The 18,270-nt window shown below is 66.0% G+C and carries 17 protein-coding genes and 1 pseudogene; 13 read left to right on the forward strand and 5 right to left on the reverse strand.

The features are described 5' to 3' along the window. Positions 1–54 precede the first annotated feature (54 nt). Positions 55–1,035, reverse strand: coding sequence for an NAD(P)-dependent oxidoreductase (locus VKI00_RS32715; RefSeq protein ID WP_324447445.1), 981 nt, complete (start codon positions 1,033–1,035; stop codon positions 55–57). 21 nt (positions 1,036–1,056) lie between these two features. On the opposite strand from VKI00_RS32715, the gene VKI00_RS32720 reads away from it, so the two are divergent. Further along, positions 1,057–2,409, forward strand: a complete 1,353-nt coding sequence (locus VKI00_RS32720) for a xylulokinase (protein ID WP_324447446.1) — start codon at positions 1,057–1,059, stop codon at positions 2,407–2,409. Here VKI00_RS32720 and VKI00_RS32725 read toward each other — a convergent pair. Next, the gene (locus VKI00_RS32725) at positions 2,381–3,301 is read right to left on the reverse strand and encodes a class I SAM-dependent methyltransferase (RefSeq protein WP_324447447.1); all 921 of its coding nucleotides are present in this window, start codon (positions 3,299–3,301) and stop codon (positions 2,381–2,383) included. The genes VKI00_RS32720 and VKI00_RS32725 overlap by 29 nt on opposite strands. A 20-nt stretch (positions 3,302–3,321) precedes the next feature. Further along, positions 3,322–4,233 (reverse strand): class I SAM-dependent methyltransferase, encoded by a 912-nt coding sequence (locus VKI00_RS32730; protein WP_324447448.1) that lies wholly within the window; start codon positions 4,231–4,233, stop codon positions 3,322–3,324. 270 nt (positions 4,234–4,503) lie between these two features. On the opposite strand from VKI00_RS32730, the gene secY reads away from it, so the two are divergent. The 7 genes from secY (at position 4,504) to VKI00_RS32765 (ending at position 10,887) form a co-directional block, all read left to right on the forward strand. Next, entirely contained in the window at positions 4,504–5,829 is a 1,326-nt protein-coding gene (gene secY / locus VKI00_RS32735) for a preprotein translocase subunit SecY (protein WP_324447449.1), read from the forward strand. Then, the gene (locus VKI00_RS32740; RefSeq protein WP_324447450.1) at positions 5,826–6,371 is read left to right on the forward strand and encodes an adenylate kinase; all 546 of its coding nucleotides are present in this window, start codon (positions 5,826–5,828) and stop codon (positions 6,369–6,371) included. Before secY ends, VKI00_RS32740 begins: the two co-directional genes overlap by 4 nt. Positions 6,372–6,373: 2 nt before the next feature. Continuing rightward, complete coding sequence (gene map, locus VKI00_RS32745; protein WP_324447451.1) at positions 6,374–7,174, forward strand: type I methionyl aminopeptidase; 801 nt, start codon at positions 6,374–6,376, stop codon at positions 7,172–7,174. Positions 7,175–7,217: 43 nt separating this feature from the next. Then, on the forward strand, positions 7,218–7,742 hold the full coding sequence (locus VKI00_RS32750; protein ID WP_324447460.1) for a sigma-70 family RNA polymerase sigma factor: 525 nt from the start codon (positions 7,218–7,220) through the stop codon (positions 7,740–7,742). Continuing rightward, positions 7,739–9,427, forward strand: coding sequence for a carotenoid oxygenase family protein (locus VKI00_RS32755; protein WP_324447452.1), 1,689 nt, complete (start codon positions 7,739–7,741; stop codon positions 9,425–9,427). Before VKI00_RS32750 ends, VKI00_RS32755 begins: the two co-directional genes overlap by 4 nt. A gap of 76 nt (positions 9,428–9,503) precedes the next feature. After that, the gene (locus VKI00_RS32760; protein ID WP_324447453.1) at positions 9,504–10,037 is read left to right on the forward strand and encodes a sigma-70 family RNA polymerase sigma factor; all 534 of its coding nucleotides are present in this window, start codon (positions 9,504–9,506) and stop codon (positions 10,035–10,037) included. Between the two features lie 94 nt (positions 10,038–10,131). Then, complete coding sequence (locus VKI00_RS32765) at positions 10,132–10,887, forward strand: zf-HC2 domain-containing protein (RefSeq protein WP_324447454.1); 756 nt, start codon at positions 10,132–10,134, stop codon at positions 10,885–10,887. Between the two features lie 49 nt (positions 10,888–10,936). Here VKI00_RS32765 and VKI00_RS32770 read toward each other — a convergent pair whose 3' ends face one another. Both VKI00_RS32770 and VKI00_RS32775 read right to left on the reverse strand, forming a co-directional pair. Then, positions 10,937–12,277 carry an FAD-binding oxidoreductase gene (locus VKI00_RS32770; RefSeq protein ID WP_324447455.1) on the reverse strand — a complete coding sequence of 447 codons (1,341 nt, stop codon included), beginning with the start codon at positions 12,275–12,277 and terminating at the stop codon, positions 10,937–10,939. Between the two features lie 10 nt (positions 12,278–12,287). After that, on the reverse strand, positions 12,288–13,475 hold the full coding sequence (locus VKI00_RS32775; RefSeq protein ID WP_324447456.1) for an NAD(P)/FAD-dependent oxidoreductase: 1,188 nt from the start codon (positions 13,473–13,475) through the stop codon (positions 12,288–12,290). A gap of 123 nt (positions 13,476–13,598) precedes the next feature. Between VKI00_RS32775 and VKI00_RS32780 the strand changes: the two genes are divergently transcribed. From VKI00_RS32780 to VKI00_RS32800, 5 genes and pseudogenes are all read left to right on the forward strand, one after another. Beyond that, positions 13,599–15,353 (forward strand): thiamine pyrophosphate-binding protein, encoded by a 1,755-nt coding sequence (locus VKI00_RS32780; protein ID WP_324447457.1) that lies wholly within the window; start codon positions 13,599–13,601, stop codon positions 15,351–15,353. After that, a complete protein-coding gene (locus VKI00_RS32785) occupies positions 15,334–15,999 on the forward strand; it encodes an SRPBCC family protein (RefSeq protein ID WP_324447458.1) in 666 nt (221 codons plus the stop codon). Before VKI00_RS32780 ends, VKI00_RS32785 begins: the two co-directional genes overlap by 20 nt. A gap of 8 nt (positions 16,000–16,007) precedes the next feature. Further along, the gene (locus VKI00_RS32790; RefSeq protein ID WP_324447459.1) at positions 16,008–17,027 is read left to right on the forward strand and encodes a 3-oxoacyl-ACP synthase III family protein; all 1,020 of its coding nucleotides are present in this window, start codon (positions 16,008–16,010) and stop codon (positions 17,025–17,027) included. After that, positions 17,027–18,067 carry an aminotransferase class I/II-fold pyridoxal phosphate-dependent enzyme gene (locus VKI00_RS32795; protein WP_324447461.1) on the forward strand — a complete coding sequence of 347 codons (1,041 nt, stop codon included), beginning with the start codon at positions 17,027–17,029 and terminating at the stop codon, positions 18,065–18,067. The genes VKI00_RS32790 and VKI00_RS32795 overlap by 1 nt, the downstream gene beginning before the upstream one ends. A 70-nt stretch (positions 18,068–18,137) precedes the next feature. Next, positions 18,138–18,270: pseudogene (locus VKI00_RS32800) on the forward strand (MarR family transcriptional regulator); the annotation flags it as partial.

The following is an 18,270-nucleotide window of genomic DNA, read 5'->3' on the forward strand; positions in this document are numbered from 1 at the left end:
CCTTGGCCGCGGCCAGCACCGCGGCCTCGGGGTTCGCCACGAATCTCACGGATGTCATGGTCCTAGCACCTCCGGGTTGACGATATGGGTGGGCGTCTTGCCCGACAGCAGCGCTTCCAGGTCGTCGGCCACCATCTGGGCTTGCCGCGCCTCAGTGTTCCACGTGGCCCCGCCGATGTGGGGCGTGAGCACCACATTGGGCATCGCCACCAACGGGTGATCGGTCGGCAGCCATTCCCCGACGAAATGGTCCAGACCCGCGGCGGACACCTTGCCGGTGCGCAGCGCCTCGACCAGCGCGTCGGTGTCGTGCAGCTGAGCCCGGGCCGTGTTGAGGAAGACCACACCGTCGCGCATGGCCGCGAACTGCTTGGCGCCGATCAGCCCGGTGGTGTCGGCGGTGACCGGCGCGTGCAGCGAGACGATGTCGGCCTCGCCGAGCAGTTCGTCGAGGCTGTGCCGGGCCTCGTCGTTGTACGGGTCATAGGCGATGACTCGCATGCCGAGCCCGGCCATCCGCCACTGCACTGCCCGCCCAACGGCGCCGAGGCCGATCAGCCCGGCCGTTCGGCCGGCGACCTCCCAGGCGCGGAAGCGCTGATAGGGAATGCTGCCGTCGCGGAACACCTCGCCGGCCCGCACGTCGGCGTCGGCGCCCAGCACCTGGCGGGTGGCGGCGAACAGCAGGGCGAGCGTCATCTCGGCGACCGCGTCCGCGTTGCGGCCGGGGGTATTCAGCACCGGAATTCGGGCGGCAGTCGCACCCGCGATGTCGACATTGTTGGGGTCCCCGCGGGTGGAGGCGATGGCCCGCAATCCCAAGTCGAACACCGGCCCGCTGACCGAATCGCTTTCCACCACAACGATATCGGCGGCCTCGGAGGATATCCGCTCGGCCAGCTGCTCGGCGGTGTAAATGCGCAGCGGGGTCTGCTCGATCCATGGGTCGTAGACGACGTCGGCCAGCCGTCGCAACTTCTCGAACCCCTCGCCACGCAGCGGAGCCGTCACCAAAGCACGCGTCACGCCTGCCAATGCTGGCGTACGGTGACGCCCGTGTCACGCGAAGAGGTCACAATCGGCATCGACATCGGCACCACCGCCGTCAAAGCGGTGGCCGCCGACGAGGATGGCCGGGTGGTCGCGCGGGCACGAATCCCGCACGAGTTGCGGGTGCCTGCGCCAGACCGGCTGGAACACAACGCCGATGAGGCGTGGCGGCTGGGTCCGCTGGCGGCGCTGGAGCAATTGGCACGGCCGGATGCGCTGGCGGTCGCCGTTTCCGCGATGGTGCCGTCGCTCACCGCGGTCGACTCCGGCGGCCATCCGATCACGCCGGGGCTGCTATACGGGGACAGTCGGGGCCGGGTTGCCGACACGGACGACGGAGGCCCGTTCCCGGTGGGCGAGGCCGCCGAATTTCTGCGCTGGACGGCCGCCCAAGCCCCCGATGCGGCCGGATATTGGCCGGCACCGGCGGTGGCCAATTACGCGCTGGCCGGCGAGGCCGTGGTCGACTTTGCCACCGCCTACACCGCTCATCCACTCTTCGACGGCCGCGGCTGGAACGCCGAAGCCTGTGCCGAACGCGGTGTGACGGTCGACCGGATGCCCCGGATCGAGGCACCGGGCGTTGCCGCGGGGCGGCTGCGCGACACCGGCGCCGTGCTGGCGGTCGGTGCCATCGACGCCCAGTGCGAGCAGATGGTGGCCGCCGCCGACGACGACGGCGACGTGCTGGTGCTGTGCGGCACCACCTTGATCGTCTGGATCACCATCCCCGAGGCGCGAGAGGTGCCGGGCCTGTGGACCATCCGGCACATCAGCGGAAAGAGTCAGATCGGCGGAGCCAGCAACGCCGGCGGGCTGTTCCTTGGCTGGGTCGACCGTGTGCTGGGACCGGGCGACCCGGCGGCGGTAGATCCGCGGCGAGTCCCGGTCTGGTCGCCATACCTGCGCGGCGAGCGCACACCGTTCCACGACCCGGACCGTCGCGGCATCCTCGACGGCCTCGATCTCACCCACGATGCGGCAACGCTGCGCCGGGCCGCCTACGAGGCGTCGGGCTTCGTCGTTCGCCAGCTCATCGAGCTGAGCGGCACGAACGTCTCGCGGATCGTTGCGGCAGGCGGCGGTACCCGGGTCGAGCCGTGGCTGCAGGCCCTCGCCGATGCCACCGGCCGGCCGGTGCAAGTGTCGGGAGTGGCCGAGGGTGCAGCGCTGGGGGCGGCGTTCCTCAGCCGGATGGCAGTCGGTCGGGAGTCGTCGATCACCGACGCCGCCCGGTGGGCCGCTTCCGAGCGCGTCGTCCAGCCAGATCCGGCCTGGACCGGCCCGATGGACGACCGCTACGGCCGTTTTCTGGAACTGGCCGGGCGGCCTACGGTAGCTCCGCCGAGACGTATTTGATGTCGCCGAAGGCCACCATCGTCGGGCCTTCGGGGAAGTCAAAACCGTTGTCGGCGTAAAGCTCTGGCGTGGAATGCACCGTCGCCTCCCAGCCGCGGTCGGTCAGATATTGCACGGCGTCGTTACGCTCGCCGTCGTAGACCAAGTCGGCCCAGTTCAGGTCCAATCCGAGGCGGCGCCAACGCTCGCTGATCTCTTTGCTCCGCTTGGCGATGCGGCCGCGGATATCCGGGACGTAGCCGGTACCCAGCCGGCTTCCGCAGAAACTGAGCGCGGTGATGTTGTCGAACAACCGATCTTGGGCTTCCGGCGGCAGATAACCCAGCAACCCCTCGGCGATCCAGGCTGTCGGCCGTTGCGGATCAAAGCCGTTGTCCCGCAATGCCTGCGGCCAGTCGTCGCGCAGGTCGACAGCCACCGCCCTGCGGTCGGCGGAAGGGACCGCACCCAGACCGGCCAGGGTGCGGGTCTTGAATTCAATGACTTGGGGCTGGTCGATTTCGTAGACGACGGTGTCCGGCGGCCACGCCAGCCGGTACGCGCGCGTGTCGAGCCCGGCGGCCAGGATGACGGCCTGACGTACCCCCGCCGCCACGGCGTCGAGGAAAAAGCTGTCGAAGAACCGGGTGCGCACCGCCATTCCCTCGGCCAGCCGTTGCGGGGTGAATGCGGGATCGTCTTCCACCCGCTCGATTTCGCCGTTCATCATCTTGATGAAGGCCTCAACCCCGACGGCGTTGACCAGTGGTTCGGCGAAGGGATCGTCGATCAGCGGGTTCGGTCCCTTTGACGCCATCGCGCGCCGGGCGGCCACAGCGGTGGCGGTGGCGCCAACGCTGGACGCCAGGTCCCAGCTGTCGCCGTCATGTCGCTTGGTGTCGCTTACGGCCATGGTTACCTCTCCTTTGCGAACTAGCTGCGGGTTGCGATAACGGAGACGATGTTGCGGAATGCGGCCAGTGCTTCGTCGGTGGGGAACGCGCGACCGTAGTCAGCGAAGAGCTCCCGCCGTGGGCGGACGGCCAACTGCCAACCCCGATCGCCGAGGTACTCCGCGACGTTGCTGCGCTCGCCCTCGTAGAACAGCCCCGACAAATCGAGGTCGCAGCCCAGGTTGGCCCACCGGTCGTTCATCGCCCGGCCGCGGTCGGCCATGCTCGGACCGCTGTCCGGGTGGTATTCGGTGGCCAGTTGACTGCCGTGGGCACTGAGCGCGGTGATGTGGTCGAAAAGCCGATCTTGCGCTTCCGGCGGCAGGTACATCAACAGCCCCTCGGCGCTCCAGGCCGTCGGCTTGGTGTCGTCGAAACCGCTGCGGCGCAACGCAGTCGGCCAGTCTTCGCGCAAGTCGATGCTGACCGTGCGGCGCTCGGCGGTTGGTTCGGCGCCCAGCTGTGCCATGGTGTCGGATTTGAACTTGACGACCTCCGGCTGGTCGATTTCGTACACGACGGTGCCGGGTGGCCACGCCAGCCGGTAGGCCCTGGCGTCCAGACCGGCGGCCAGAATCACGGCCTGGCCGATCCCCGCCGCGGTGGCGCCCATGAAGAAGTCGTCGAAGAACCGGGTGCGCACCGCCAGCGAGTCGGTTTCTGTTTGCAGTTCCACCTGGCCGGTCTCGGCGGTGTCGGTCGGTCTGATGTCCCCGTCGATCACGCGGATGAAGAAATCGATCCCCACCGCCCGCACCAGCGGGGCGGCGAACGGGTCGTTGATGATCGGGTCGGCGTCCTCCGTAGCCACCGCACGGGCCGCGGCCACCATCGTCGCGGTAGCACCCACGCTGGACGCCAGGTCCCAAGTGTCGCTGTCGCTGCGCGCCATAATCACTCGCCTCCCCGAAGCCGACTTGATACTTAGCCAAGGTAAAGAACTACTGGAACTGTACGCCTTGTTGCTGTGTCACGTGCTGTGCGCAGGGCCACCCATTTGCGGGTAAGCGCTACCACCACTGTTAGTCTCCTAGACAGTCTGACGCGCGCTGGACAGCTCCTGGCCTGCGAGTGCTTGGCGCGTGACGCAGGACCACCCGACGCTGGTCACACCAGCCCCGTTGGCATGCCGCGACGAGAGACCGGCTGCGCAGGAGGAACAGTGCTTTCGGCTTTCATCTCATCGTTGCGAACAGTCGACCTGAGACGGAAGATCCTGTTCACCCTGAGCATGGTTGTGCTCTATCGCCTCGGGGCGTCCTTGCCGTCGCCCGGGGTCAACTACCCGAACGTGCAGAAGTGCATCGCGCAGGTCAGTGGCGGGGACGCGGCCCAGATCTACTCGCTGATCAACCTGTTTTCCGGCGGCGCGCTGCTGCAGCTGACCGTGTTCGCCGTCGGGGTCATGCCCTACATCACCGCGAGCATCATCGTGCAGCTGCTCACCGTGGTCATCCCCAGGTTTGAAGAACTGCGCAAAGAAGGCCAATCGGGTCAGGCCAAGATGACGCAGTACACCCGGTACCTGGCGATTGCGCTGGCCATCCTGCAGGCCACCAGCATCGTGGCGCTGGCCGCCAATGGCGGCCTGCTGCAGGGCTGCAGCCTGGACATCATCTCCGACCAGAGCATCTTCACGCTGGTCGTCATCGTGTTCGTGATGACCGCCGGCGCGGCGCTGGTGATGTGGATGGGCGAACTGATCACCGAACGCGGCATCGGCAACGGCATGTCGCTGCTGATTTTCGCCGGCATCGCCGCCCGCATCCCCAGCCAGGGCAAGACGATCCTGGACAGCCGCGGCGGCGTGGTGTTCGCCGCCGTCTGCCTGGCAGCACTGATCATCGTCGTCGGCGTGGTGTTCGTCGAGCAGGGCCAGCGCCGCATCCCGGTGCAGTACGCCAAGCGCATGGTGGGCCGGCGAATGTACGGCGGCACCTCGACGTATCTGCCGCTCAAGGTCAACCAGGCCGGTGTTATCCCGGTGATCTTCGCATCATCGCTGATCTACATTCCGCATCTGATCACCCAGTTGATCCGCAGCGGCACCGGCGGCGTGGGCAACAGCTGGTGGGACAAATTCGTCGCCAACTACCTGTCGAACCCCGCCAGCCCGGTGTACGTCAGCCTCTATTTCGCGCTGATCATCTTCTTCACGTATTTCTACGTGTCGATCACGTTCAACCCCGACGAACGTGCCGACGAGATGAAGAAGTTCGGTGGTTTCATCCCCGGTATTCGGCCGGGTAAGCCGACCGCCGACTACCTGCGTTATGTACTCAGCAGGATCACCCTGCCGGGTTCGATTTACCTCGGCCTCATCGCGGTGCTGCCTAACCTGTTCCTGAAGCTTAGCGGCACGGGAACGGCACAGCAGCTGCCGTTCGGCGGCACCGCGATCCTGATCGCGATCGGCGTCGGCTTAGATACGGTGAAGCAGATCGAAAGTCAGCTCATGCAGCGCAACTACGAAGGGTTCCTCAAGTGAGGATTGTCTTGCTTGGCCCGCCCGGAGCGGGCAAGGGTACGCAGGCCGTGAAGCTGGCGGAGAAACTGCAGATTCCGCACCTGTCCACCGGTGAGCTCTTCCGGGAGAACATCGGCAACGGCACAAAGCTGGGGCTGGAAGCCAAGCGCTACCTGGACGCCGGCGACCTGGTGCCGTCCGAACTGACCAACGAACTCGTCGACGACCGCCTGAATAATCCAGATACCGGCGAAGGTTTCATCCTGGACGGCTACCCGCGCTCCGTGCGCCAGGCCCAGGCGCTGCACGACATGCTCGAGCGGCGAGGCACACAGCTCGACGCGGTCCTGGAGTTTCGGGTGCCGGAGGACGAGCTGTTCGAGCGGCTGAAGGCGCGCGGCCGCGCCGACGACACCGACGACGTGATCCGCAATCGCATGAACGTCTACCGCGACGAGACCGCGCCGCTGATCGAGTACTACAACACCGAGTTGAAGACCGTCGACGCGGTCGGCAGCGTCGACGAGGTATTCGCTCGCGCCCTACGGGCGCTAGGAAAGTAACCGTGATCGCCCTCGGGGGCCTCCGCAGTCGCAAGCTAGTGCCGCAGCGCAGCGCCGGCGAACTCGACGCGATGGCCGCTGCGGGCGCCGTGGTCGCCGCCGCGCTGCGGGCGGTGCGTGAAGCCGCGGTGCCGGGGACGTCGACGCAGAACCTGGACGAGATCGCCGAAGCGGTGATCCGCGACGCCGATGCGACGCCGTCGTTCCTCGGCTACCACGGCTATCCGGCCTCCATCTGCTCGTCGGTCAACAACCGCGTCGTGCACGGCATCCCGTCTGCCGGCGAGACACTCACCTCCGGTGACCTGGTGTCCGTCGACTGCGGCGCAATCCTGGACGGCTGGCACGGCGACGCCGCGATCACCTTCGGCGTCGGACCGCTCATTCCCGCCGACGAAGTGCTGTCGCAGGCGACCAAGGAGTCGATGGAGGCCGGAATCGCCGCCATGGTTCCCGGCAACCGCCTGACCGATGTCTCGCACGCCATCGAAACCGCCACCCACGCCGCCGAGGCCCGCTACGGACGGGCGTTCGGCATAGTCGAGGGCTACGGCGGACATGGGATCGGCAGGCAGATGCACATGGACCCGTTTCTGCCCAACGAGGGCTCGCCCGGACGCGGTCCGCTGCTGGCGCACGGATCCGTGCTGGCCATCGAGCCGATGCTGACGCTGGGAACAGGCAAGACGGTCGTGCTCGAGGACCAGTGGACGGTCACTACCGCCGACGGCTCGCGTGCCGCCCACTGGGAGCACACCGTCGCCGCCACCGACGACGGACCCCGCATTTTGACCCTCGGGTGAACCAAACGATCACCTGAACCGTGTCATCACCGAGAGGCTGGTGATGGACATACCGGGCACCGGCGCGGATGCGGACGCTATGCAGCGGCTGTGGGACCAACACGCTGCCGCTTTGTGGCGCTATGCGTGGCGATTGACCGGTGATTCTGCCCATGCCGAGGACGTGGTTCAGGAGACCTTGCTGAAGGCGTGGCAGCGTCCGCACGTCCTCAATAACGGGCAGTCGCCACGCGGTTGGCTGTTCACCGTCGCCAGGAACATGGTGATCGACGACCGGCGCAGCGCCCGGTTCCGCAACGAGTCGCTGTCGTCGGACGGATCAGGTCCGCCGGAACCGGCGGGTCCCGACGAGGCTACTGGGACGTTGAACCGGGCGTTGATCGGCGACGCGATGGCGCAACTGTCCGACGAACATCGCGCGGTGGTCGGTCGGTCGTACTACCTGGGCTGGACCACTGCGCAGATCGCCGCCGAACTCGGGATTGCCGAGGGCACGGTGAAGTCGCGGCTGCACTACGCACTGCGGGGACTGCGCCAAGCACTGTTGGAGATGGGGGTGACGCAATGACGGACTCTTGGGGCCGAAACACGCCCCGCGACGGCGAACCCCACGTCCCGGGCGCCCACGACTACGCGATGTGGGACGCGGCCTATGTGCTCGGCGCCCTGTCGGATCCCGATCGGCGCGAATTCGAGGCGCACCTGGACGGCTGCACCCCGTGCCGCCAGGCGGTGAGCGAGCTGACCGCGATCTCGCCGCTGCTCTCGGTGCTCGACTACGAACAGGTTGTCGCGCCGGACGCCGTCAACGGGTCGGCCGACGTGCCGCCGTGCCCTGAGCTGCTGACGTCGCTGCTGGCCAAGGCCGACCCGAAGCCATCGCTGGCAGCCGCCGCGGCTGTCGTGGATGTAGCGACCGTCTTGCCGGTCTTCCGTGCCGGCAACTACGCGCCGGTGCCCGACGAGCTGACCGCTTTCGATCTGTCGGTAGAGGGCCGCATCCCCGCCGAATTGAACGGCTGGTATCTGCGCAACGGTCCGAACGCCCGCACGGGCGCGGCGCACTGGTGTGTCGGTGACGGAATGGTGCACGGGGTGCGGCTGGAAAAGGGCCGCGCAGCGTGGTACCGCAACCGCTGGGTGCGCACCGAGAGCTTCGAACATCCGATTGGGCTCTACAACGACGACGGCACCCGAAACCTGCACTCCAGCATCGCCAATACCCATGTCGTTCGCCACGCCGGGAAAACGCTTGCGCTGATGGAATTTTCGCTACCCTATGAGATCAGCAATGACCTGGAAACGGTCGGCGTCTACGACTTTGGTGGCAAGTTGACCGACTCGATGACCGCGCATCCGAAGATCTGCCCGGTCACCGGTGAGATGCATTTCTTCGGTACTGGCAACATCTTTGAACCACATGTCGTCTATCACCGCGCGGACGCCGACGGCCGGCTGACGATCAACCGTCCCATCGATGTCCCCGCGCTGACGATGATGCACGACTTCGCGCTGACCGCCGAGCACGTCGTTTTCCTGGATTTGCCGCTGGTGTTCGACCTTCGCACCGCGTTGGCGCAGCAAGACGTACGCGAATTGCGGGACTTACCGTACCGGTGGGACGACGAGTACGGTGCCCGCCTGGGCGTGCTGCGCCGCGACGACCCCTATGGACCGGTGCGCTGGCTCGACATCGACCCGTGCTACGTATTCCACATCGCGAACGCCTACGACCTAGCATCGGCCGGCGACAATTCCGTCGTACTGGAAGTGGTCCGCTACCCCGAAATATGGCGTGACAGTAGCAAATTCGCCGCCGATGCCGCACTGTGGCGTTGGAAGCTCGACCTGGACACCGGGGTGGTCGAGGAGACTCAGCTCGACGACCGTGGGGTGGAGTACCCGCGCGTCGACGACCGGCTCGCCGGCGCGGCCGCCCGTTACTCGGTGGCCGTCGGCAGCAACGCGCTGGTCCGCTACGACCTGCAGCGTGGCACCGCGTCCGAGCAGCGGTTCGGAGGCCGCGGCAGCCACGCGGCGCCGAGTGCGCCGAGCGAGGCGGTCTTCGCGCCGGCCGCCGGTCAGTCCGACGAGCTGGCAGGCTGGTATTTGACATACGTCTACAACCCGGCGACCGACGGCAGTGACCTGGTCATTATCGACGCTTCGGACTTCGAGGGTGACCCGGTGGCCCGCATCCGTCTGCCGCGCCGGGTACCGCACGGATTCCACGGAAACTGGATTCCCGACTAATGCGAGATCCTTCGGATCGTTGCTCCGATGAACTGGAACCGCACGCCACTCGTATCACTATTCAGGAGGTGATCGAGTGAGTCGCGTCAGCAGCACAGCAAACGCCGAAGAGGCCCTGATGAAGGCGCTCTACGACGAGCACGCAGGGCCGTTGTGGCGTTATGCGCTGCGGTTGACCAGCGACGCGGCCCGGGCCGAAGACGTGGTCCAGGAGACCCTGTTGCGGGCATGGCAGCATCCAGAGGTCATCGGCGACACCGAACGTTCGGCGCGTGCATGGCTGTTCACCGTAGCCCGCAACATGATCATCGACGAGCGACGCAGCCCGAAATTCCGCAATGTCGTTGGCTCGCTGGACGAGTCAGGCGCACCCGAGCAATCGGCTCCCGACGAAGTCGACTCGGCATTGGACCGGCTGCTGATCGCCGACGCGATGGCGCAAATGTCGCCCGAGCATCGAGCCGTTGTCGAGCGGTCCTACTACCGGGGCTGGAGCACGGCCCAGATCGCCGCGGATCTTGAGATCGCGGAAGGAACCGTGAAATCGCGGCTACACTACGCCGTGCGAGCATTGCGCCTCACTCTGCAAGAGATGGGGGTGACCCGATGACGACGCAGCGGGTCATTTGGACGGCCGTGGATCTACCCATCCACGCCGCCGTCGATTCCGAATACTTAATGATGACGGCACATGAGGACACACGATGAGGTTGATCCAGGGCTTCGGTCCGACGGGCGATAGCGATTTGCCCGCCGGCGACAGCCACGAGTACGCGACGTGGGACGCCGCCTACGTGCTCGGATCGCTGTCACCGGCCGACCGACGAGAGTTTGAGGCGCACCTGAGCGTGTGCCCGCCGTGCACGCAGGCCGTAGCCGAGCTCAGCGGCATGCCGGCCCTGCTGTCGAAGCTCGACAGCGCGACGGTGGCCGCGATCAACGACCAAACGGCCGAACCTCCGATGGCTCCGAACCTGCTGCCGTCGCTGATGTTCGCGGTGCGCCGGCGGCGGCAGCGCACGCGCCTGGCGACGTGGTCATCTGCGGCCGCCGCCGCCGCGGTGCTGACGGTCGGAGCATTCGTCGGCATTTCGAGCCATTCGCTGACGTCCCCGACGGCTCAGACGTCCCAGACGCCGCAGGCGAGCGCGTCGGCACTGCCGATGGTCCAGATCGCAACGAAGGAGCTGGCCTCGACGGTGTCGTTCAGCAGCCAAAACTGGGGCACCGTCATCGACCTGCGGTGCGTCTGTCTGGCGCCGGCGTACGCCCACCACGACAGGCTGGCGATGGTGGTGGTGAGCCGCGACGGCACTCACACCCAGCTGGCGACCTGGGTAGCCGACCCGGGCCATACCGCGACGCCCACCGGCAGCATCTCGATACCGGTCGACCAGATCGCGGCGGTGCAAGTGGTTTCCGCCGACAACGGCAAGGTGCTGCTCGAGCGCTCTCTGTAAGTCGCTCCCCGTAAGTCTTAGTTGGACAACAACATTCGACTTGTGCAGGCTACTTGCTGGCCATCCAACTGTGGAACATGCCATCCGGGTCGTAAGTAGCGCGGACCTGATCCAGCCGCGCCATGTTCGGATCGGTGATGAATTTCGCCGGACGTCGGGCCAGATTCTCGTCGGCGAGCGATATGCCGGTTGCCAGATGCGACATTGCGGCCATATTCGCCTGTGCCCAATCGGAAAAGCGCTCATCGTCGGCCGGATCGTGCCAGGCGGTGTACAGCGCCAGGTAGATCTCGTCCTCCACGCCGTAGACCATGTCCGCGCGCTCCGCGGACGTTTTCCAGCCGGTGAAAATGAAGTGCGACGGGTGCGGTGGCATCGTCTCGATTATCTTGCGGATTCCCGGCAGCAGCTCTTCGGCCGAGGCCGACGTGAACATGTTGTCGACGCTGTATCGGTGGCCTTCGGGGTATTTGGTCATCACCGCCGTGTACCAATTGGCCAAGGTGGTCGGCATGAACGGAAGGGCGACGATCGCGCGGTCGATTACCGGGCAGCTGCCCAGGGCCGCAAGCGCTTTCGTGGCCTCTTCTTCGCTGTCGGCGAAGACCGGCGAGGCGATGGTGATGCTGGGCTCGTCGGACCCGGTTTCCGGAGCGCCGCGCGAGGTCAGGATTTGCAGTTCGACCCGGTCGTCGATTTCGCTCGCAATCGAGCGCCCCCAAGAGAACACCTCGTCGGCGACCTCGATCGGGTATATGTACAGACATGTGCCCAGGACCGGCGAGCGTGGGTAAATCCGCAAGGTGAACGAGGTGACCACACCGAAGAAACCCGGGCCCGAACCGCGAGCGGCCCAATACAGGTCGGAGTGATTCTCGGGATCGCAGTAGATCTTTTGACCGTCGGCGGTGACGACTTCGAGTCCGAGCACGCTTTCACACGCCGGTCCGACGACTTTGCTGTTCCAGCCATATCCGCCCTGCAGCAGATATCCGCCGAGGCGAATGCCTTCACAGTGGCCGGAGGGGAAGAACAGGCCTTGCGAGTCGAGCTCGGCGGCAAAGACACTGGCGATCTTGCCGGGCCCGACACGCGCGATCATCCGATCGGCGTCGACGTGGCAGTGATCGAGGCGGCTGACGTCGAGCAGCATGCCGCCGTCGCGCAAATGGCTGGCGTTCCAGCTGTGCCCGCCCGAACGGACGCCGACGCGGTAGCCGTGAGCCCGCGCGTGGCGCAGCGCTGCAGCGACGTCTCCGGCCTCGCGCGCTTGCATGATCACAGCCGGAAAGCGTTCCGGGAGAATGCTATTCCACACCGTCGCGCGGCGGGCCGCTTCATATTCATCCGTACCGCGGAAGAAGAACCGCTTTTCGCGGAGCAACGTCATTTCTATCCCCTTAAACCGCCGCCGAGCGCTCAACCCGGTTGGCAGTGCACGATCTGGCAGCCAGGTATTCTGCGACCTGACCCGCCAACGGGGTTGCGGCCAGGCGGATCGCCCGCAGCGGACCGTTGGGCGGGATGCCGTAACCAATCGCGAACAACCCGTCGCCGAGGTGCGAGGCGAAACCGCCGTGCGGGTCGCCGTGCTCGTCGAGGACACCGAGGTGCCCGACCAGACCGTCGAGGTTGGGCCCGAATCCGGTTGCGGCGACGATCACCTCAGGTCTGACGGCTGTGCCGTCACCGAGAATCACCCGGCCGGACTTGATCGCCGACACCGCGGCCACGACCTCGATGCGGCCGGCCCGTACGGCGTCGACAAGCTCATCGGCCAGGGTGGGAATCCGGCCGCGTTGTTCCACCGTCGCCTTCAGCCCGAGCGGGGGCCGACCGAATCCGTAGACCGAAAGGTCGCCGAACAGTAGACGATTGAGTCTTCCGATCAGCGGATCGACCACGCGCGCAGGCACCCGCGCAAACAGCTCGAGGAAGATGTCCGACGGAATCGGCCCCATGGCACGGCGCACCAGATGTGGTGGTGTGCGCACTGCCAGCCAGACCTTGCGGGCGCCGCCGTCGGCGAGCTGGACCGCGATGTCGGCGGCCGAATTGCCCGCGCCGACAACGAGAACGTCGCGCCCCCGATAGGGCCAAGCGTTGCGAAAGTCGCCGGAGTGCACCAGCATGCCGTCGAAACCAGCGAGGCCGGGCCAGGGCGGCACGACGGGCGTGTGGTACTTGCCGGTGGCCAGCACGACGGCAGATGTCCGGATTTCCCCCGACGAGGTGTCGACCAGCCAGCCTCCTGCCGCGCGCGCGATACCGTCGACCTCGCATCCAAGCTGAAGATTGATGTCCTGGAGCTGTACATAGCGGTCGAAGTAGCGGACCATGTCCTCCTTGGTCGGCCAACGGCCGGCCGTCAGAGGAATCCGTTGCCCCGGAAGATGCGACAGGAAGCCGTTGGTGTTCAGGCGGAAGTTGTCGTAGCGATTCCGCCACGAAACCGCAGGTGCCGCTGCCTTCTCGAGGACGAGAGCCGATACCCGGTGGCGATGGCCGAGCTCACGCGCGACGGCGAGACCGGACGGCCCGGCTCCAATGACGACGACGTCAGGTCTGTTCTGGCGGTCATTGAACACAGGTGAAATTGCTCCTCATACACGGGTCCCGCCCTTAACACGGGGGCTGGCGTCGTGCGGTTCATCGCGACTGCAGTTTCGGGGTGCCATGAACCCAAGCCGCTTGCGCGTCGTGTACCTGGTATGCCGAGGAAACACCGAGTGGTCGACCACATCGTCGGGCAACTCGCGGGAATCGGAGTCGAGTACATATTCGGGGTCGACGGGGCCAACATCGAGGATCTCTACGACGCCGCTTACTTCCGGTCCGATATCACGGCGGTGCTCGCCAAGCACGAGTTCTCCGCCGCCACGATGGCTGATGGTTACAGCCGCAGTGGCGCGGGCTTGGGTGTGGTCGCGGCGACATCGGGTGGGGGAGCGTTGAATCTCCTTCCCGGCCTTGGCGAATCGTTCACCAGCCGGATACCGGTGTTGGCGCTGGTCGGCCAGCCGTCGACGGCCATGGATGGTCGCGGTAGCTTTCAGGACACCAGCGGGCGCAACGGTTCGCTGAACGCCGAAGCGTTGTTCTCCCAAGCGTCGGTCTTCTGCCGACGGATCCTGACTCCCGAGGACATCGTCTCGGCGTTGCCGGCCGCCATTGCCGCCGCACAAGCCGGTGGTCCGGCAGTGTTGTTGCTGCCCAAAGACATTCAACAGTCCGCCGTGCACATCAATGGACGCAGCGGTGGATGTCATCAAGATGCCGAGCGGTTGCGATCCATCGGCGACCCGCATCCCATTGTGCGCGCGTTACGGCAAACCACCGGACCGGTGACGATCATCGCCGGCGAGCAGGTGGCCCGCGATGATGCGCGAACCGAGCTTTCGGCGTTGCGTGCGGTGCTGCGCGCCCGGGTGGCTTGTGTGCCAGATGCCAAGGATGCCGCCGGAACACCAGGCCTTGGTTCGTCGTCGGCCCTCGGGGTGACCGGTGTCATGGGTCATCCGGGTGTTGCCGATGCGGTAGCCGGCAGCGGGCTTTGCCTGGTGGTGGGCACCCGGCTATCGGTGACCGCGCGCGCCGGTCTCGACGAGGCGCTGGCGGCGGTGCGCACCGTTTCCATCGGGTCGGCGCCGCCGTACGTGCCTTGCACCCACGTCCACACCGACGACCTGCGGGCGTCGTTGCGGATGCTGACCCGCGCACTTTCCGGCGCCGGACGGCCCACCGGGCTTCGGGTACCCGACATGGTGGCGCGCACCGAACTGACCCCGCCGCCCTTCGACGGCGAAGGTGTGCGCTACCGCGACGCCATGGCCGAGCTCGACCAGGTCCTGCCCGATGAAGTCGACATCGTTGTTGATGCCGGCAACACCGGCGCGGCGGCCATCCACTACCTGCCGGTGCGACGGAAGGGCCGCTTCGCGGTCGCGCTGGGCATGGGCGGCATGGGTTACAGCTTCGGTGCCGGTATCGGGATGGCGTTCGCCCGCGCGAAAGCCCAAGCGCCGGGCCGGCGTGTGGTGGTGATCGCCGGTGACGGCGCGTTCTTCATGCATGGCATGGAGGTGCACACCGCGCTGCACTACCGGCTGCCGATGACCTTCGTGTTGCTCAACAACAACGCCCACGCTATGTGCGTGACCCGCGAGCAGCTCTACTACGACGACCTCTACAGCTATAACCGATTCGCTCCCAGCCGGCTCGGAGCCGGCCTGGCCGCGATGTTTCCCGAACTGCCATCGGTCGATGTCACCGACGCGGACGGATTGGCTGCAGCGGTACGGGGCTCACTCGACATTCATGGCCCTTCGGTGGTCAGTGTCGAATGTGCCGCCGACGAAATCCCGCCCTTTGCACCATTTCTCGACGGACCGCTAATCAACAAGGTTGCTACACAACAAATCACGCTCACACAGGAGGACAACATAAATGTCGCTGCCAGCGCTTGACGATATCTTTACCCATACCGGCACCACCGTTCCGATCGACGGGGTGGTTCGCATCGAAACCACGCCGCTGGAGGAGACCGCCGGAACTTTCTTCTCGCAGATGCGGTCGGTGTACCCGCACGAAGAGGTCTTCGGTCAGTACTGCACGGTCAACGACTACGTCGACTGCCCGCCCGACGAACTGTTCGAGTGGCTGTCGGACACCAGAAGCCTCGAGGAGTGGACCTACACCCTGCGTGACTTCACGCCTACCGAGGAACCGGGGCTCTGGCTGGCCTATGACCGGCTGCTCCCGGACACCAAGATCTTCACCCGTACGGTATCCAACGCCGAGGCGCGTACCGTCGACTACCACTGCGCTTGGGACCAGGGCGCGCACCTATGGATGATCTACATCATGCGGGTCCTGGACGCGCAGGTGGTGTTGAACAAGCCCGGTTCTGTTGTGCTGTGGACCAATTGCCGGCATCCGTTCTACGACGAGAACCCGTACCCGCACGCCGCTCCGCCCGAGCGCACCGGCTGGGTCGGCGACTTCTGGGACTTGTTCGGTGCGGGCCACGGGATCGAGCTGCACAACCTCAAGACGATCGCCGAATACCGGCACCGCCACGGCCTGCCGGTGACGCCGGCCTGGATGAGATGAGTACTGTCATGAACCAACCCACCGTCAGCCTGACCGACGTTTCCACCTACCTGCCCGGCGAACCGATCAGCGCAGACTATTACGCGCAGTTCGCCGGCTCGGATGACCTGGCGGCCAACGTGATGTTCCGCGCGCCCAAGTTCCGCCATCACGTCGGGCCGGACGAAACCGCGACCGACATGATCGAGCGAGCCGCCGCCGGATTGATCGAACGGCACGGCCAGGACGTCCTCGCTGACGTCGACGTGCTGATCACCCACACGCAGGTGCCGGACATGGCGTTTTACGGCGCGGGCGGCGGCATCGCGCACCGCTTGGGGATGCGTCCCAACTGGGTGCTGGATCTGCACAACGGCGGGTGCGCGGCGTTCGTGTTGGGCCTTAAAGTGGCTCGTCAACTGCTGGCGTCCGGAGAAGGGCACACAGCGCTGATCGCGATCGCCCAGAACGCGGCGGGCCAGGTTTTCGACCAGCCCGGGGTGCGCCGCAAGGCGCAATCGTCGGTACCCGGCGACGGGGCCGCGGTCGGTTTGGTCACGCTGTCGGACGAGTCGCCCATACTCGACATCGAGTGCCGCACCTACGGCGAATACGCCGGCGACATGACGCTCGCCATCGACCCACCCCGCAAGTGGTGGGCGGCCGGACCCGGTGAGGCCTCCATCGGGTTCACCGAAACCAAGATCAGCAAGGTGCTCGCTCGCGGCAATCGGCAGGTCCCCGAAGTGGCGCTCGCCGTCTGTGATCGAACCGGGTTGTCCTCCAAGGACATTGATTTGCTCGTGACCAATCAGCCGAACCGGGTGTTCTTGCGTAACTGGCGCGAAGCGCTCGAGGTGCCCGAGGAACGGCACCGCGACACCTTTGACGACTGCGGAAACCTGTTCGGAGCAGGCATCCCGGTCAACCTGGATCGTGCCATCTCGGAGGGTCAGATCGAGGCCGGCGACGTGGTCATGATGGCCGCATTCGCGCACGCAGGCGACTTCGCCGGCGCGGCAGCGATCCGCTGGGGCGGGCGTGAATGATGGCCCAGCCGGCGCACGGAACCTCGGTGACCGCCGAGATCCTCGCTACCCTGCCGCAGGCAGTTGATCCACTCGCGTTGTCGCTCAACGAGAGCCCGTTCCCGCCGCTGCCGGCGGTACGGTCGGCGCTAATCCACTGCATCGATGCCGCCAACCGCTATCCGGAGTTTCTGCCGGAGCAGCTGCGGCGGTTGGTCGCGGACCGAGTCGGAGTTGGCGAAGAGCAGGTCGTGCTCGGAACGGGGGCATCGGGCGTCGCGATGCAGATTCTGCATGCGGTCACCCAGCCCGGTGAACGGATTGTGATGAGCCAGCCGACTTTCGACGGTTACCCGATCTTCGCGCAGATGGCCCGGCTGACCCCTGTCACGGTTCCGCTCAACAAGTACGGCCATCACGACCTGGCGGCAATGGCTGACGCAGCCACCGACGCGAGCGTGGTGGTGCTATGCCGGCCCCACAACCCAACCGGCACGTTGGAGTCCATCTCAGCCGTCGAATGGTTCCTCACGCAGATCCCGAGTGACACGGTTGTTTTACTTGACGAGGCATATATCGAGTTCGTGGCCTCCCGGTACCGCATCGACGGACCAGACCTGGTCCGACGCTTCCCGAATGTTGTTGTGCTGCGGACCTTCTCCAAGGCCTATGGGCTCGCCGGGTTGCGGATCGGCTACGGCTTCGCCGCGCCTGAGCTGGCGAGCAGGCTGTGGACCATGCAATTGCCGTTCGGGATGAGCAGTATCAGTGCGGCGGCGGTAGCGGCCTCCTACGACGCCGAAGCCCAGCTTGTGCACCGCGTTCGCCGGATCGCCTCTGAACGCAACCATCTGCGGCTGCGGTTGATGGCGATGGGTATCTACAGTACGGACTCGCACGCCAACTTCGTCTACCTGCCGGCGGGGCGTCGGCCGTGGCGCGAGGTGTTCGCGAACGACGGAGTGCAGGTCCGCCACTACCCCGATGGCGGCGCGCGGATCACCGCCGGCGACCTGGCGTCAACCCAGGCAGTGCTGTCCGCGGTCGAAAAGTCGTTATAAACCTCGCCAAGGCCCGTTAACGTCGTCGAGCTGCCCCGATCTGGACCGAAAGTGCGGTAAGAAAAGGGGCGTGGCCGCCTCGAAACCCGACAATCGCGATCCGATCGCCGTCGCGCGGGCCAACTGGGAACGCGCCGGATGGGGTGAGGTCGCGCAGGGGATGGTCGCGGTGACGTCGGTGATGCGGGCTCACCAGATCATGC

Origin of the sequence: Mycobacterium sp., from assembly GCF_035314665.1 — a bacterium.
GTDB lineage: Bacteria > Actinomycetota > Actinomycetes > Mycobacteriales > Mycobacteriaceae > Mycobacterium.

Coding starts and splice junctions, on each gene's coding strand:
- VKI00_RS32725 (WP_324447447.1), bottom strand. CDS start 3,301: ATGGCCGTAAGCGACACCAAGCGACATGACGGCGACAGCTGGGACCTG.
- VKI00_RS32790 (WP_324447459.1), top strand. CDS start 16,008: ATGAACCAACCCACCGTCAGCCTGACCGACGTTTCCACCTACCTGCCC.
- VKI00_RS32755 (WP_324447452.1), top strand. CDS start 7,739: ATGACGGACTCTTGGGGCCGAAACACGCCCCGCGACGGCGAACCCCAC.
- VKI00_RS32730 (WP_324447448.1), bottom strand. CDS start 4,233: ATGGCGCGCAGCGACAGCGACACTTGGGACCTGGCGTCCAGCGTGGGT.
- VKI00_RS32750 (WP_324447460.1), top strand. CDS start 7,218: ATGGACATACCGGGCACCGGCGCGGATGCGGACGCTATGCAGCGGCTG.
- VKI00_RS32765 (WP_324447454.1), top strand. CDS start 10,132: ATGAGGTTGATCCAGGGCTTCGGTCCGACGGGCGATAGCGATTTGCCC.
- VKI00_RS32795 (WP_324447461.1), top strand. CDS start 17,027: ATGGCCCAGCCGGCGCACGGAACCTCGGTGACCGCCGAGATCCTCGCT.
- VKI00_RS32780 (WP_324447457.1), top strand. CDS start 13,599: ATGCCGAGGAAACACCGAGTGGTCGACCACATCGTCGGGCAACTCGCG.
- VKI00_RS32785 (WP_324447458.1), top strand. CDS start 15,334: ATGTCGCTGCCAGCGCTTGACGATATCTTTACCCATACCGGCACCACC.
- VKI00_RS32770 (WP_324447455.1), bottom strand. CDS start 12,277: ATGACGTTGCTCCGCGAAAAGCGGTTCTTCTTCCGCGGTACGGATGAA.